This window comes from Streptomyces glaucescens (assembly GCF_002154375.1).
Lineage (GTDB): Bacteria > Actinomycetota > Actinomycetes > Streptomycetales > Streptomycetaceae > Streptomyces > Streptomyces glaucescens.
The window spans coordinates 31816-46701 of the sequence record NZ_MUND01000076.1; the positions used below are offsets into that span (position 1 = coordinate 31816).

A 14886-nucleotide genomic window follows, 5' to 3' on the forward strand; every position below is an offset into this window, starting at 1 on the left:
CGGCCGTCCGCCCGCGCGCCGAACGCGTCCGGACGGCGGCGGTCCGGCCCGCGGGCCGCCCTACGGCGCCGAAAGCACCAGGCGGCGGGCGAAGTTGCGGTAGCCGAGACGGGTGAACGCGGCGGCCATCGGGGCGTTCGCCAGGTCGGTGTCGGCGCGCACGGTGTCCGCTCCGGCCTCCTCGGCCAGGAAGCGGGTGATCTCGGCCAGCAGGTCGTCCACGTGGCCGTGGCCGCGGTGCTCGGGCAGCACGCCGAGGTAGCCGACGACATGGAAGCTGGGGTTCCGGGAGGGCAGCGCGAAGCCGACCGGGCGGCCCTGCGGGGTCTCGGCGATCCGCCACCAGGCGCGGTCGCCGGCCATCTCGTCCCGGTAGAAGGCGACGTCGGTCCGGGCCTGCGCCTCGGCGCCCACGGTCGCCGCGCCGGTGCCGGAGTGCGCGTCGAGGGTGCCGTCCAGCACCCGGCGGAAGAGGTCGACGAAGACCTCGTCGTCCGGCTCGGCCCGGAACCGCAGCCGGCCGGAGGGCCGGGGCACGCCGTTCTCGGGGGTCCACTCGAAGCGGAGCCGCTCGAGGGAGGCGGTGAGCCCGACGCGCCGGGCGGCCGCCCGGCGCCAGCGCAGGGCGGCGACCGCGTCGGGGCGCTCGCGCCAGTCGCCGGGCAGCGCGACGTGGTACTCGGGCGGGGTGGTCAGGCCGGTGGCGGCGAAGGCGGTGTGCGCCGCCGTCAGGACGCGGGCCGCGAGGTCCGTGCGCGCCTCGTCGGTTCCGTCGAGGTCGCGGACGTTCAGCACGTCGAGCGCGGCCGGCTCGGTGTCGTGCGGTCCGGCCCACCAGACGGCGAGGGCGACCGGCTCGCCGCCGTCCTCGGCCAGCCAGCTCCGCTCGGGCCGGTACTCACCGGTGCCGAGCCGGTCGCGGAAGGTGTCGGCGTCGGCCCAGACGCCGACCTCGCCGGCGGGCAGCAGGGGCAGCACGCGGTCGGTGTCGGAGTCGGTCAGCGGGCGGATGATCACGAGGCCTCCGAGGCGGGTCGGTCCCAGGTGCGGTCGAGGAAACCGGCGATCAGCGGGGCGATCTCCGGCAGGTGGTCCTCCAGGGCGAAGTGCCCGGTGGGGAACAGGTGCAGTTCGGCGTCGGGCAGGTCGCGCAGGTAGGCGTGGGCGCCGTCGGGGATGAAGAACGGGTCTCCCGTGCCCCAGGTGATGAGGGTGGGCGGGCGGTGGGCGCGCAGCCAGGCCTGCCAGTCCGGGTAGGCGGCGAGATTGCTCTTGTAGTCGTAGGCGAGGGCGAGTTGGGCCTTCTTGCGGCCCGGCTGGTCGAGGAAGTGCTGGTCGAGCAGCCAGCTCTCGGGGGCGACGAGCGCGGGATCGGCCGTGCCGCCCTCGTACTGGGCGCGGGTGGCGGCGAGGGTGAACAGGTCGAGGATGGTCTGCTCGGCGCCCGGGGTGTCCGGGGTGAGGGCGGTGAACTCGCGGGCGGCGTCGGACAGTCCGTCGAGGTAGGCGTTGCCGTTCTGCACCACCAGGCCGGCGACGCGGCCGGGACGGCGCTGTGCGAGGCGCAGGCCGACCGGGGCGCCGAAGTCGAAGAGGTACAGCGTGTACCGGGTCAGTCCGAGCCGTTCGGTGAAGCCTTCGACGATGTCGGTGAGCCGCTCGAAGGAGTAGGTGAAGTCCTCGGGGGCGCGGGTGTGCCCGAAGCCCGGGTAGTCGGGGGCGATCAGCCGGTAGTGCCGGCCGAGGGTGTCGATGAGCCGCCGGAACTGGTGCGAGGCGGACGGGAAGCCGTGCAGGAGCAGCAGCACCGGGGCGTCCGGCCGCTCGGGCAGGGACTCGCGGTAGAAGACGTCGGCCCCGTCGACGTGCAGGTGCCGGTGGGCGGTGCGGGCGGGTGGGCTGATGCGCGCGGCGAACGCCGGGGTGGTCATGTGACAGTCATATGCCGCCGTCTTCTAATGCGTCAACTGTTTTATGTAGCATTAGATTTCATGGACGCCAGCGCACCGCCGACCGGCGAGCCCCTGCCTCTGGACCTCGTCAACACCCGCCCGCTGAGCGGCACGGGCCGTGCCGACCTGCTCGGCACCCCGGACCGGCTGGCCGCCTGGCTGGCCCGGCAGACGGACCGGCTGGGCGCGGAGGCGGACGGCCCCGCCCCGACCGAGGCCGACCTCGCCCCCGTGCACGCCGTACGGGACCACACCGAGGCGGCGCTGCGCGCGCTGCTGGACGGGCGACGGCCGCCCGAGTCCGCGCTGCGCGCTCTCGCCGACGCCCAGCGCGCCGCACCGGCCGTCCGGGTCCCGGTCTGGGACGGTACGGCGGTCACCGCCCCGCCGCGCCGCACCGGCCCGCTCGGCACCCGGCTGGCCGCGCTGCTCGCGGAGGCCGCCGCCGCCCTGCTCGCCGACCCGGCGGTCGCCCGGGTCAAGGAGTGCGAGGCCGACGACTGCGTCCTGCTGTTCCTCCCGGCGCACCCCCGCCGCCGCTGGTGCTCCCCCGCCCGCTGCGGCAACCGCACCCGGGTCGCCCGCCATTACCGGCGGCACAGGAGTCCCTGAGAGTGGCCGCCGCTACCCCGGAGCCCTGAAGTGCCGGAGTGCCGATGCGCCGTGGCGTCTCGCCCCTCCCCCCCGGTCCTGCTGGGCCTTGAGCGTCGTCCGGTCCTCGCGCCGATGCTGGTCCGGTACGTCAGACCGCGCGCGGCGGTGTCTCTCCTGCCGGGGCACCGAGAAGATCCGCGGCCACCGGGGCTGCGTCTTCACCGGCACCGTCCCGCCGACACAGGTCGGCACCCGCCAGGTGCCGGGGCGCGCTGGTGGGGCGGCCGGGCGCCGCCCAGGAGTTCGCGGTGAGCCGCGCCGAGGAGGTCACCCCCCGGATGCGCACGGTGGGTTTCGCCGCCCCGGTCACGGCGGCGGCGACGGGACTGTTCCTCAGGCGGGCGGCGCGGTGCCGCCGGCCCGCGGCGGACGGCGGCGCGCCGAGGCGGACGGCGGCTCCTGAACGGCTGCACGGCCGTGTCCACCGCCCCGGTGGGGGCTCAGGCCCCGCAGGAGCGCAGGAACCTGCGGGTGCGGGTCGCGATCGGCAGGGGCCTGTCCGGCTCGCAGGGGTACATGTCCTGCTCGACGATGGCGAACAGCTCGACGCCGAGGCGCTGCGCCGCCATCAGGACGGGCTGGAGCTCCGGCACCCCGGCGGGGGGTTCGCACATCACGCCGCGCTGCACGGCGGGCCCGAACGGCACCCCGTTCGCGACCACGTCGGCCAGGATCTCCGGGTCGACCTGCTTGAGGTGGAGGTAGCCGATGCGCTCGCCGTACGTCTCGATCAGCTTGACGCTGTCGCCGCCGCAGTAGGCGTAGTGCCCGGTGTCCAGGCAGAGGTTGACCAGGTCGGAGTCGGTGGAGTCGAGGAAGCGCTCGACGTGCGCCTCGGTGTCGATGTGGGTGTCGGCGTGCGGGTGGACGACGATGTCCAGGCCGTAGGCCTCCTTCACCTCGTGGCCGAGCCGTTCCATGCCCTTGGTGAGGTGGGCCCACTGCTCGGCGGTCAGCTCCGGCGGCTCCAGGATCTCGGCGGTCTTGTCGTCCCGCCAGAAGGAGGGGATGACGACGAGGTGCCGCGCGCCCATGGCCCGGGTGAGCGCGGCGACCTGGCCGACGTGCTCCCAGGTGGACTCCCAGACGGCCGGGCCGCGGTGCAGGCCGGTGAAGACCGTGCCCGCTGAGACCTTCAGGTTCCGCTTGGCCACCTCGTCGGTGAGGCGGGCCGGGTCGGTCGGCAGGTAGCCGTACGGGCCCAGCTCGATCCAGGAGTACCCGGCCTCGGCGACCTCGTCGAGGAAGCGTTCCCAGGGCACCTGCCGCGGGTCGTCGGGGAACCAGACACCCCAGGAGTCGGGGGCGGAGCCGACCCGGATGCGGTCGAGCACAGGGGCCATGTCAGGAGCTTCCTTCCGGAGACGACGGGGATGACGGATGCGACGGAGCCGACGGGCGCGACGGGATCGGCGCTGCGGTGGCCCGGAGGTCCCGCTCGTCGGGGAGTTCCTCGACGTCGACGCCGCGGACCTGGGCGAGTTCGTGCTTGAGGGCGGCGAGTTCGGCGCCTCCGGCCATGTGGTTGGTCAGCTCTTCGAGACTGACCTCGCTGCGGTCGGCGGAGAGTTCCAGGGTGCCCAGGCGCAGCACGCTGAAGTGGTCGCCGACCAGGTAGGCGTGGTGGGGGTTGTGGGTGATGAAGATGACGCCGAGGCCGCGGTCTCGGGCGGCGGCGATGTACTTGAGGACGACGCCGGACTGCTTGACGCCGAGGGCGGCCGTCGGCTCGTCGAGGATCAGCACCCGGGCGCCGAAGTGGACCGCCCGGGCGATGGCGACGCACTGGCGCTGGCCGCCGGAGAGGGTGCCGATGGGCTGTTCGAGGTCGTCGAGGACGATGCCCATGTTGCGCAGTTCCTCGTCGGCGGTCTTCTTCATCCGCTCGATGTCGAGGCGGCGCAGGGGCCACGCGCCCTTGGTCAGCTCCGAGCCGAGGAAGAAGTTCCGCCACACCGGCATCAGCGGCACGGTCGCCAGGTCCTGGTAGACGGTGGCGATGCCCCGGTCGAGGGCCTCGCGCGGGGAGGAGAAGCGGACCGGCTCCCCGTCGACCAGGAACTCGCCCTCGGTGTGCTGGTGCAGCCCGGAGACGATCTTGATGAGGGTGGACTTGCCGGCGCCGTTGTCGCCGAGCACGCAGGTCACCTCGGACGGGCGGACGGTGAGGTCGACGCCGTGCAGGGCACGGATGTTGCCGTACGACTTGCCGGCCCCGCGCAGTTCCACGAGGGGTGTCTCGGTCACGGTGGTCATGGGTGGCTCACCTCCGGGTCGCGGTCCTGCGGACCCACAGATTGATCAGGGTGGCGCCGAGCAGCATCACGCCGAGGAAGGCCTTGAACCAGTCCGGGTTCCAGCCCGCGTAGACGATGCCCTGCTGCACCATGCCGAACATGAAAGCACCGAAGACCGGGCCGATCGCGGAGCCGTAGCCGCCGGTGAGCAGACAGCCGCCGATCACCGCCGCGGCGATGTAGATCAGCTCCTGGCCGACGCCCTCGCCGGACTGCACCGTGTTGAAGGAGAACAGCTGGTGCATGCCGACGAACCAGGCACCGAGGCCGACCAGCATGAACAGGGAGATCTTGGTGAACGTGACGGGCACGCCGACGGCCCGCGCGCTCTCCTGGTCGCCGCCGGCCGCGAAGACCCAGTTGCCGTAGCGGGTGCGCAGCAGCACCCAGGTGGCGAGGCCCGCGAAGACCAGCCACCACACGACGGTGATCTTCACCTGGACGCCGCCGACGTCGAACGACGAGGCGAAGATCGCCCTGGCCTGGCCGAAGCCGTCCATGTCGCTGATGTCGTCGGTGGCCACATTGCCGGTGATCAGCTTGGTGACGGCGAGGTTGACGCCCTGGAGGATCAGGAAGGTGCCGAGGGTGACCAGGAAGCTCGGCAGCCCGGTCCGCACCAGCATCCAGCCGTTGAGCAGGCCGACCCCGAGCGAGACGGCGAGGGCGACGATCACGCCGACCCAGACGTTCATCGTCAGCTGGTAGCTGATCATGCTCGCGGTGAGCGCGGAGGTGATCACCGCGACGCCGGACGACAGGTCGAACTCGCCGCCGATCATCAGCAGGGCCACCGGCAGCGCCATGATCCCGATCGTCGACGACTGGTAGAGGATGTTCGCCATCGAGCTGCCGTCGCGCACCGCGGGTGCGGCGACCAGGAAGAACACGAACACGGCGACGGCCCCGAGGAGGACGCCCACCTCCGGCCGGGCGAGCAGCCGCAGCGCGAGCGGGCGCCGGGCGGTGCGCCCGTCGCTCTCCTTCGGGCCGGGGGCCGGTGGTGCGGGCACCGCCGGCGCGGCCTGCTGGGACATGCTCATCACCGGGTGCCCTTCGCGGCGAACCCGGCGACCCGGTCGACGTTGGACTTGTCGACGAACGCCGGGCCGGTCAGCACGGGCTGCTCGCCGCCGCCGCTGTAGTTGCCGTTGTTCTCGTAGAGCCACAGGGAGTCGACGGCGAGGTAGCCCTGGAGGTAGGGCTGCTGGTCGACGGCGAACTCGATGGTGCCGTCGCCGATGGCGGCGGTGAGCTGCTTGTTGAGGTCGAAGGTGGCGATCTTCGCCTTGCTCCCGGCCTCCGACACCGACTGCACCGCCGTCAGCGCGAAGGGCGCGCCGAGGGTGACGACGTAGTCGATGGCGTCGTCCTCCTTGAGCTTGGCGGTGATGGTGGACTTCACCGAGGGCATGTCGGTGCCGTTGACGTACAGGGTCTCGGTGTCGCCGGAGAAGGTCTTCCGCACGCCGTCGCAGCGCTGGGTGAGGCCGATGTTGCCCTGTTCCTGGATGACGCAGACGGCCCTTCTCGCGCCGGACTCGTTCAGCCGCTTGCCGAGCGCTTCGCCGGCCACGGTCTCGTCCTGCCCGAAGAACTCCAGGAGGCCGAGCCTGCGCCATTCGCTGACGCCGGAGTTGAGGCCGACCACGGGTATCCCGGCCGCGTTCGCCTTGCTCACCACGTCCTTGAGGGCGTCCGGCTTGGCGAGCGTGACGGCGATGCCGTCGACCTTCTGGTCGATCGCGTTCTGCACCAGGTTGGCCTGGTTGCCCGCGCCCGGGTCGGCCGAGTAGACGAGCTTGATGTTGCCCTTGGCGGCGGCGGCCTCGGCGCCCTTGCGGACGATGTCCCAGAAGGTGTCGCCGGGCGACTGGTGGGTGATCAGGGCGACCGTCATCCGGGGGGTGGAGGCCTTGCCCGCGGCGGCGCCCTCCGCCGGCTCCTCGGCCTTCTTGCCGCCGGAGCCGCTGGAGCAGCCGGCGAGGACCAGTGCCGCTGCCGCTGCCACGGCCAGGGCTGAGGTGGTGCTGCGGGAGCGGGACGAGCGGTCCCGAGGAGTGCGGTCCATCTTTCCTGCACCTCACTGTGCGACGAGGGAAGCACGGCTCTTGCCTTGCGGCTGCTTTCGCCTTGCGGCTGCTTTCGCCTGCGGCTCTTGCGTTGAGACCGGATTCCATCCCTTGGGGCGCCCGCTGTCAATACTTTGTCAAGACATCATTTCACAAGCAGGTCCGAATGTAAGTACAAAGCATTGACAAGGTGTCCGCCCCCGGCCTACACCTGGTGACCACCGCTCCCAGGAGGTGTCCCGTGGCGACGACCGGCTCCGCACTCGACGCCGTGCGCTTCACCCTCGACCGCACCAGCCCGGTCCCGCTCTACCACCAGCTCGCACGACAACTGGAGGAGGCGATCGAGCAGGGAGCCCTCGCCCCGGGAAACCTGCTGGGCAACGAGGTCGGCCTCGCCGCCCGGCTCCGCCTGTCCCGGCCGACGGTCCGTCAGGCCATCCAGTCCCTGGTCGACAAGGGGCTGCTGGTGCGCCGCCGCGGGGTCGGCACCCAGGTCGTGCACAGCCAGGTCAGGCGCCCGCTGGAACTGAGCAGCCTCTACGACGACCTGGAGGCCGCCGGGCAGCGGCCGGCCACCCGGGTCCTGCGCAACGAACGCGTTCCCGCGCCCGCCGACGTGGCCGCCGCGCTCGGGGTGCCGGAGGGCGCCGAGGTCGTCGCCCTGGAACGCCTGCGCCTCACCCACGGCACACCGGTCGCGTTCCTCCGCAACCACCTCCCGCCCGACCTGCTCGCCCCGGACACCGGCCGGCTGGAGGCGACCGGCCTGTACCGGATGCTGCGCGCCGCCGGCCTCACCCTGCACAGCGCCCGCCAGACCGTCGGCGCCCGCGCCGCCACCGCCGAGGAGGCCGCCCGCCTGGACGAGCACGAGGGGGCGGCCCTGCTCACCATGGAGCGCACCGCCTACGCCGACACCGGTCGCGCCGTCGAGCACGGCAGCCACCTCTACCGCGCCTCGCGCTACGCCTTCGACTTCCAGTTGCTGGTGCGGCCGTGACGGGCCGGCCGGACCGTCACGGCCGCCCGGTCCGGCCTCAGTGCGCCGCGTCCAGCCGGGCCCGCTGATCCGGCGTCAGCTCCAGGTCGACGGCGGCGAGGTTCTCCTCCAGCTGGGCCACCGAGGAGGCCCCGGCGAGCGGCACGACCGGCAGCGCTCCGCCGATCTGCCAGGCCAGCACCACCTGGTTGACGGTCGCGCCGGCCTCCCGGGCCACCTCGCGCAGCACCGCGAGCCGGCGCGGGGTGCCCGGGTGGTCGTAATCCGGGGGCAGCGGCTTGTCCTCGCGGACGTAGGCGCCCGCCAGCAGCGGCGAGTAGGCGACCAGGGTGAGGGCGGGCTCGGCCCGCAGGTAGCCGAGGAGTTCGGGGCCCGCGTGCCCGAGGCTGCCGTCGGGGAAGAGGCCGCCCGGCACGTCGAAGCGCGGGCGCAGATGGCTGTGCTGGTACTGGAGCACCTCGTAACCGGGCAGTCCGGCCGCCGCCGCGAGGGCGCGGGCGCGTTCCACCTTCCAGATCGCGTGGTTGCTGACCCCGAGCAGGCCGACGGTGCCCTCGGCGACGAGTCCGGCGAAGCCCTCGACGGTCTCCCGCAACGGCACCGTGGGGTCCTCGATGTGCGCGTAGAGCAGATCGATCTTCTCGACACCGAGCCGTTCCCGGCTGCGTTCGGCGGCCTCGCGGATCACCTTCGCCGACAGGCCCTCGGCGTTGTCGATGTAGCCGGTGCCGGGCGCCAGGGGGCGGGCGCCGAGCTTGGTGGCGATGACGATCTCGTCGCCGACGCCCCGGCTGCGCCGCCACCGGCCGAGCAGCTCCTCGCTCTGTCCGCCCTGACTGCCGTCGACCCAGAAGGCATAGTTGTCGGAGGTGTCGATGAAGTTCCCGCCGGCCTCGACATAGCGGTCGAGGACGGCGAAGGAGGTCTTCTCGTCGGTCACGGAGCCGAAGAGCATGGCGCCGAGCGCGAGGACGCTCACCTCGCGGCGGTGCGCCGGGTCCGTGCCGAGCGTGCGGTACTTCATGGTGGCCGTTCCTTCCCGTGAGCCCGCCGGCCGGGCTCTGGCACGGGAGTCTTCAGCTTCGCGCGCACTCGAAGTCAAGCGCGTGATCGCGTCCCGTACGGCCGGGAGGGAGCGTGCCGCCGGGAGGGGCCGCGTTCAGCGCCGGCCGCCGGCGGCGAAGGTGCGCGGCGCCGGCCGGGACGCGGTGCGCGAAGCACGCTGCTCCATCCCGTCGAGAAGGGTCTCCAGCCCCGCCTCGAAGTCCTCTTCCGTGGCCCGCAGCGGGGACTGTTCCGGCTTGTCTCCGCCGGACAGCAACTGCTGCGCCACGTGCTGGATGCACACCCCCTGCACGTACGACCAGACGGCGATCGAGAACGACCGTGCGAGCTCGGCGTCCTCGGTCAGACCGGCCAGCGCGCCCACCATCCAGTCGAGGCAGGTGGTGTCGGAGAAGTGCCGTGCGGAGCTGGAGGTCACCAGCGCCCAGGGGTGTGCGCAGTACACCTCCCAGTCGAGCCGCGCGGCGAGCCGCATCGCCTCCCGCCAGTCCGCCGGAGCGGGTTCGGGATAGGGACGCTCGTCGCAGGCCGCCCGGGTGATCGCGGTGAGCAGGGCGTCCTTGTTCGCCACATGCCGGTAGAGCGACATGACACCGGAGTCCAGCTCGGTGGCGATACGGCGCATGGACAGCGCGGCCACGCCCTCGGCGTCCGCGATCCGCATGGCGGCCGCCACGATGGCGCCCCGCGACAGTCCCGGTGAACTCGCCCGCCCGCGCTGTTTGTCGATGGCCATGGCGAAGTCTAACCAGCGGCTTGCGTACACCGCACGCAGACCTCTAGCGTACGCCGTACGCGCGGCCTGCGTACGACGTACGCACCGTCTGCCGCGTCCCCGCACGCCCTTTTCCAGAGAGGCCGCACCGTGACATCCCTCGACTTAGCCGCAGAGCGAGCCGGCCGACGGGCCTGGCTGGGCCTCCTCATCGTGCTGGGCCCCGTCGCACTCGTCGCGATGGACGGCTCCGTCCTCTACCTCGCCATGCCGGGCATCACCTCCGCGCTGACTCCCACCACCGGCCAGGCCCTGTGGATCCTTGACATCTACGGGTTCGTGGTCTCGTCCCTGCTCATCGCCTTCGGCAGCCTCGGCGACCGCCACGGCAGGCTGAGGTTCCTGCTGACCGGCGCCGTCGTCTTCGGCGCCGGATCCGTCGGCGCCGCCTTCTCCCCCAGCCCCGAACTGCTCATCGCCAGCCGGGCCCTGATGGGCCTCGGCGGCGCGACGCTGCTGCCCTCCGGCCTCGCGATCATCGGCGGCCTCTTCCCCGACCCGAGGCAACGCTCCCGCGCCATCGGCGTCTTCGCCGCGACCTTCGCCGCCGGCTTCGCGGCCGGACCGGTGATCGGCGGTCTGCTGCTCAGCCGTTACGCCTGGGGCTCGGTCTTCCTCATCAACATCCCGGTCGTCGTCCTCTTCGTCGCCCTCGCCCCGTTCCTGCTGCGTGAGGTGCGCACGGCCGGCCCCGCGCGGGTCGACGCCCTCAGCGTCGCCCTGTCCGCCGTCGGCATCCTGCTGGCCGTGTACGCGGTGAAGACGGCCGCGGCGGAGGGCCTCACCGCGACCCAGGCCGTCAGCGGGGTCACCGGCGCCGCCCTCCTGCTCTGGTTCACCCGCCGGCAGCTCACCCTGGACCACCCGCTGCTCGACCTGCGGCTCTTCAAGGACCGGGTCTTCACCGTCGCGATCCTCACCGGCGTGCTGTCCCTGGTCGCCTGGGCGGCCACGGGCTACCTCACCGGCACGTACCTCCAGTCGGTCCTCGGCCACGGCGTCCTGGCGGCGGCCCTGCTGGCGCTGCCCGGCGCGGCCGTCCTCACCGCCGCCTGCGTCGGGGCGAGCGGCGTGGTGGACCGGATCGGCAAGCGCTCGGCACTCATCGCCTCGCACTTCTTCATGGGCGTCGGCCTGCTGCTCCTTCTCCTGACGACCACCGGTCAGGGCGTGCCGGTCTTCATCGCCTCCTCCGTCGTCACCGGTGTCGGCTACGGCCTCTCCTTCAGCCTGGTGGCGGACACGGCGGTCGCGGCGGTCCCCGCCGAGCGCGCCGGCTCGGCCGCCTCCATCGCCGAGACGAGCAACGAACTCGGCAACGCCCTCGGCATCTCCCTGCTCGGCTCCCTCGCGGCCCTCTGCTTCCGGCTGACCGGCCCCGGCGTCGCGGGCACGCTCGACGAGACCCTGGACACCCCGGGTCTGTCCGCCACCGCCCTCGCCGAGGCCGAGCACGCCTTCCTCACCGGCCTGCACGTGGCGATCGGGGTGGCGAGCGCGCTCTGCCTGGCGCTGGGCGTGCTGGCGGTGCGGTGGGTGCCGAAGGAACAGCCGAGCTGACCGGCGTGCCCGACCGCCCGGTCCCTCAGGTCACCGGCCCCACGGACGGTGGCGTGACGTCGTAGGCCTCCTCCCGGGTGAGGTCGCGCAGGCGCAGCGCGGCGGTGAGCAGGTCGCGGTGGCTGGTGAAGAGGGCGTTGACGCCGAAGCGCAGCAGGTCGGGCGCGCGCATGTCGGCGATGACGCCGTGCTCGGCCAGGGCGACGGCGAGGCCGCGGGCGTGCGGATGGCGCAGGGTGACCTGGCTGCCGCGGCGGGCCGGGTCGGCCGGGGTGACGGAGGTGAAGCCGAGGGGGGTGAGGAGTGCGTCCGCGCAGTCCAGGAAGAAGCCCGTCAGGGACAGGCTCTTGGCGCGGACCTCGGCCAGGTCGACGCCGTCGAAGGCGGTGAGGGCCGCTTCGAGGGCGAGCAGGGACAGGATCGGCGGGGTGCCGATGCGGGCGCGGGCGATGCCGGGAGCGGGCGTGTAGTCCTGGGCCAGGCCGAACGGGTCGGCGTGGCCGGTCCAGCCGGGCAACGGCGTCTCCAGCACGGCGTGGTGGCGCCGCGCCACGTACAGGAAGGCGGGGGCGCCGGGGCCGCCGGAGAGGAACTTGTAGCCGCAGCCGACGGCCAGGTCCACGCCGAGGGCGTCGACGTCGAGGGGCAGGGCGCCGGCCGCGTGGCACAGGTCCCACAGCGCGAGGGCGCCGGCGGCGTGGGCGGCCCGGGTCAGCGCCCGCATGTCGTACAGCTCCCCGGTGCGGAAGTCGACGGGCGAGTAGCTCACGACGGCGGCCCGGTGGCCCTCGGCGGCGAGGAAGCGCGGGAGGTCGGCCGGGGGCACCCGCCGTACCTCGAGGTCCCGGCGGCGGGCGACCGCGTCGGCCAGGTAGCGGTCGGTCGGGAAGTGTCCGGGATCGGTGACCAGCAGCGGGCGGTCCGGGCGGAGCGCGGCGGCGGCGTCGAGCGCGGTGAACAGCTGCACGCTGGTGGAGTCGCCCGCGACCGTCTGGCCGGGCGCGGCCCCGATGAGCGCGCCGATGGCGTCCCCCACCCGCAGGGGCGCCTGCCACCAGCCGTTCGCGTTCCAGGAGCCGATGAGGCCGGTGGCCCACTGGCGCCGCACCACGTCGTCCAGGGCCGCCGGCACGGCGGCGGGCAGCGGGCCGAGGGAGTTGCCGTCGAGATGGACGACGTCCGGCGGGAGCAGGAAGCGGGCGCGGAGGGGGGCCAGGGGGTCGTCGGCGTCGAGCTGTGCGGCCCGCTCGCGCAGGGTGGCTGGTGCGGTCGGTGCCGTCCGTGCGGTCGGTGCGGTGGTCATCGGTGTGCGGCCTCCTCGCCCGCGCGGCCGGAGCGCTCCGGGGTGAAGGCGGCCGCCAGCTCCCGGAGGGTGTCGGCGACCGCGCGGGCACCGGGTGCTCCCGGTTCGATGAGGGTGTAGTGGCCGGTGCCGGGCAGGACGACCGTCCTGAGGTCCCGGTGCACGGCCGCGTAGTCGCTGAACTGGGTGAGCGGTACCTCCTCGTCGGCGGCGCCGTGCAGCAGCACGGTGGGGACGCCGGTGGTGCCGGCGTCGCGCAGCAGGGTCAAGGGGTCGACCTCGGGCAGCCGCTCGGCGAAGTGTTCCTCGCCGCCAAGCAGTTGGAGGGCGGCGTCGTTGCTGAGGCGGTCCCGGCGGGTGGCGGTGAGGTCGGTGATCGGCGCGAGGGCGAGCACGCTCGTCGGCAGGGTCCGGGTGTGCCAGCGAGAGCCGGGCGGCAGCAGTCCCCGGGCGGCGCACCACAGCGCCAGGTGACCGCCGGAGCAGTGGCCCGCCAGGACGTAGGGCCGCCCCTGGGGCAGGGTGTCCACGATCCGGGCCACGTCGTCGAAGGTCTCGGGATGGCCGCCCGCGCCGCCGGACCGGCGGAAGCCGGGGAGCAGAACGCTGAACCCCTGCGCGGAGAGGTAGGCCGCGAACGGGGTCAGGTGCATCCGGTCGTAGCGCCAGTAGCCGCCGTGCAGCAGGACGACCAGCGGGGCGTCGGGGTCGTCGGACGGCCAGGCGTCGTAGGACTGGTGGGGGTGGTCGCCGTAGCGGCCGTGCACCGGTGCCAGGACCGGCTTCAGGCTCAGGACCCGCCGCTCCTCCTCGGCCGCGAAGGCGGAGATGACCCTAGACGTCACCGCGCACCTCCCACAGTTCGGGGAAGACCGGGCGGGCCGCCCGCTGCTCCAGCCAGGCGAGCCCGGCGGAGCCGGCGCTGCCCGGTTTGGCACCCATGGCGCGGCGGACCACCAGGACGTGGTCGAAGCGCCAGCGGGTGACGAGTTCGGCGATGTCGGTGAGCAGTTCGCCCAGCGCCAGGTGGGGGTGGTGCTGCGGTCCCGCGTAGACCTGCCGCCAGGCCTCGACCACCCCGGGGTCGCTGGTGTAGGGGCTGGTCACGTCCCGTTCGCGGACGTGGCGCGGGACGGGGAGGCCCTGCCGGTGGAGGTAGGCCAGCACCTCGTCGTACAGGGACGGTTCCCGGTAGGTCTCGGCGAGCGCCTCGTGGACGGCCGGGTCGCCGCGGTGGGCGCGCAGCAGCCCGGCGGCCTTGTCGCCGAGGAGGAACTCCATGTGCCGGTACATCGCCGACTGGAAGCCCGACGCCTGGCCGAACGCGGCGCGGAAGCCGTTGAACTGGGCGGGTGTCAGCGCGGCGATGGGCACCCAGGCGCCGTTGAGGGCGTGCAACGCGCGGCGGCTGCGCGTCAGCGCGTCCATGGCCGCGTGCAGCTCGTCCTTGGCGAAGGCCACCCGTGCCGTGCGCCACTCGTGCACGATCAGGGTGAACCACAGTTCCATCACCTGGGTGGTGACGAGGAAACCCATCTCGTCCGGGGCCTCGGTGAGGGGGTGCTGGAGGCTGTTGAGGACGGACGCGTGGACGTACGTGTCGTAGGGGCTGGCGCCCGCGAAGGGCCGGGTCAGGGCGTCGTCCGTCACCGGCTCGTCGAGGGCGGACGTGCGGTCGTTCATCGCATCTCCTAGGGGTGCGGACGGGTCACACACCGAGGTGGGCGCCGCCGGAGGCATCGATCCACTGGCCGGTCACCCAGCGGGCGTCGTCGCTCGCGACGAAGGAGACGACGTCGGCGATGTCCACCGGGTCGCCGAGCCGGCCGGACGTGGAGGCCTCGGAGTACCGGCGGCGGATCTCCGGGACGGCGAGGGTGGGGTTGATCTCCGTCTCGGTGTAGCCGGGTGCGACGGCGTTGACGGTGATGCCCCGGGGGCCCAGTTCCTGGGCCAGGCAGAGGGTCAGGTAGTCGAGGGCGGCTTTGGTCATGGTGTACGAGACGATCGCCGGGAAGGCGACGCGGGTCGCGACGGAGGAGATGTTGACGATCCGGCCGCCGTCGCGCAGGCGGTCCAGGCCGCGCTGGACGATGAAGAACGGCGCCTTGGTGTTGATCGCGAAGACGCGGTCGTAGTCGGCCTCGGTCACCTGGGCGAGGGGGCGGGGCACGGTGATGCCCGCGTTGTTGACGAGGATGTCGA

At 73.1% G+C, this 14886-nt stretch carries 15 protein-coding genes; 3 read left to right on the top strand and 12 right to left on the bottom strand.

All coding sequences use genetic code 11. The features are described 5' to 3' along the window. Positions 1-60 precede the first annotated feature (60 nt). Complete coding sequence (locus CCN42_RS06090) at positions 61-1017, bottom strand: GNAT family N-acetyltransferase (RefSeq protein WP_086733531.1); 957 nt, start codon at positions 1015-1017, stop codon at positions 61-63. After that, positions 1014-1931 (bottom strand): alpha/beta fold hydrolase, encoded by a 918-nt coding sequence (locus CCN42_RS06095; protein ID WP_086733533.1) that lies wholly within the window; start codon positions 1929-1931, stop codon positions 1014-1016. Before CCN42_RS06095 ends, CCN42_RS06090 begins: the two co-directional genes overlap by 4 nt. 60 nt (positions 1932-1991) lie before the next feature. Between CCN42_RS06095 and CCN42_RS06100 the strand changes: the two genes are divergently transcribed. After that, entirely contained in the window at positions 1992-2564 is a 573-nt protein-coding gene (locus CCN42_RS06100) for a CGNR zinc finger domain-containing protein (RefSeq protein ID WP_086733535.1), read from the top strand. Between the two features lie 482 nt (positions 2565-3046). Here CCN42_RS06100 and CCN42_RS06105 read toward each other — a convergent pair whose 3' ends face one another. Genes CCN42_RS06105 through CCN42_RS06120 form a run of 4 tightly spaced genes read right to left on the bottom strand, consistent with a single transcriptional unit; the run spans position 3047 to position 6974 of the window. Next, positions 3047-3949 (bottom strand): sugar phosphate isomerase/epimerase family protein, encoded by a 903-nt coding sequence (locus tag CCN42_RS06105; protein ID WP_086733537.1) that lies wholly within the window; start codon positions 3947-3949, stop codon positions 3047-3049. Between the two features lies 1 nt (position 3950). Further along, the gene (locus CCN42_RS06110; RefSeq protein WP_086733539.1) at positions 3951-4862 is read right to left on the bottom strand and encodes an ATP-binding cassette domain-containing protein; all 912 of its coding nucleotides are present in this window, start codon (positions 4860-4862) and stop codon (positions 3951-3953) included. A gap of 7 nt (positions 4863-4869) precedes the next feature. Continuing rightward, the gene (locus tag CCN42_RS06115) at positions 4870-5946 is read right to left on the bottom strand and encodes an ABC transporter permease (protein ID WP_086733541.1); all 1077 of its coding nucleotides are present in this window, start codon (positions 5944-5946) and stop codon (positions 4870-4872) included. Then, on the bottom strand, positions 5946-6974 hold the full coding sequence (locus tag CCN42_RS06120; protein ID WP_086733543.1) for a substrate-binding domain-containing protein: 1029 nt from the start codon (positions 6972-6974) through the stop codon (positions 5946-5948). The genes CCN42_RS06115 and CCN42_RS06120 overlap by 1 nt, the downstream gene beginning before the upstream one ends. Positions 6975-7216: 242 nt before the next feature. Here CCN42_RS06120 and CCN42_RS06125 point away from each other — a divergent pair, with 242 nt between their 5' ends. Next, a complete protein-coding gene (locus tag CCN42_RS06125) occupies positions 7217-7978 on the top strand; it encodes a GntR family transcriptional regulator (protein ID WP_211294639.1) in 762 nt (253 codons plus the stop codon). Between the two features lie 37 nt (positions 7979-8015). On the opposite strand, the gene CCN42_RS06130 is transcribed toward CCN42_RS06125, so the two are convergent. Together CCN42_RS06130 and CCN42_RS06135 are read right to left on the bottom strand one after the other, a co-directional pair. After that, a complete protein-coding gene (locus CCN42_RS06130) occupies positions 8016-9002 on the bottom strand; it encodes an aldo/keto reductase (RefSeq protein WP_086733545.1) in 987 nt (328 codons plus the stop codon). Between the two features lie 135 nt (positions 9003-9137). Beyond that, the gene (locus CCN42_RS06135; RefSeq protein ID WP_086733547.1) at positions 9138-9779 is read right to left on the bottom strand and encodes a TetR/AcrR family transcriptional regulator; all 642 of its coding nucleotides are present in this window, start codon (positions 9777-9779) and stop codon (positions 9138-9140) included. A 219-nt stretch (positions 9780-9998) separates the two neighbouring features. Between CCN42_RS06135 and CCN42_RS06140 the strand changes: the two genes are divergently transcribed. Continuing rightward, a complete protein-coding gene (locus CCN42_RS06140; protein ID WP_211294640.1) occupies positions 9999-11378 on the top strand; it encodes an MFS transporter in 1380 nt (459 codons plus the stop codon). Positions 11379-11403: 25 nt separating this feature from the next. Here the strand turns inward: CCN42_RS06140 and CCN42_RS06145 are convergent, their stop codons facing one another. From CCN42_RS06145 to CCN42_RS06160, 4 genes are all read right to left on the bottom strand, one after another. Next, complete coding sequence (locus CCN42_RS06145; protein ID WP_086733551.1) at positions 11404-12681, bottom strand: kynureninase; 1278 nt, start codon at positions 12679-12681, stop codon at positions 11404-11406. Further along, on the bottom strand, positions 12678-13526 hold the full coding sequence (locus CCN42_RS06150) for an alpha/beta hydrolase family protein (RefSeq protein WP_086733553.1): 849 nt from the start codon (positions 13524-13526) through the stop codon (positions 12678-12680). The genes CCN42_RS06145 and CCN42_RS06150 overlap by 4 nt, the downstream gene beginning before the upstream one ends. Further along, positions 13516-14364, bottom strand: coding sequence for a tryptophan 2,3-dioxygenase (locus CCN42_RS06155; RefSeq protein WP_086733555.1), 849 nt, complete (start codon positions 14362-14364; stop codon positions 13516-13518). The genes CCN42_RS06150 and CCN42_RS06155 overlap by 11 nt, the downstream gene beginning before the upstream one ends. 25 nt (positions 14365-14389) lie before the next feature. Further along, positions 14390-14886: SDR family oxidoreductase (locus CCN42_RS06160; protein WP_143661858.1), on the bottom strand; the 497-nt coding region annotated here is incomplete at its 5' end.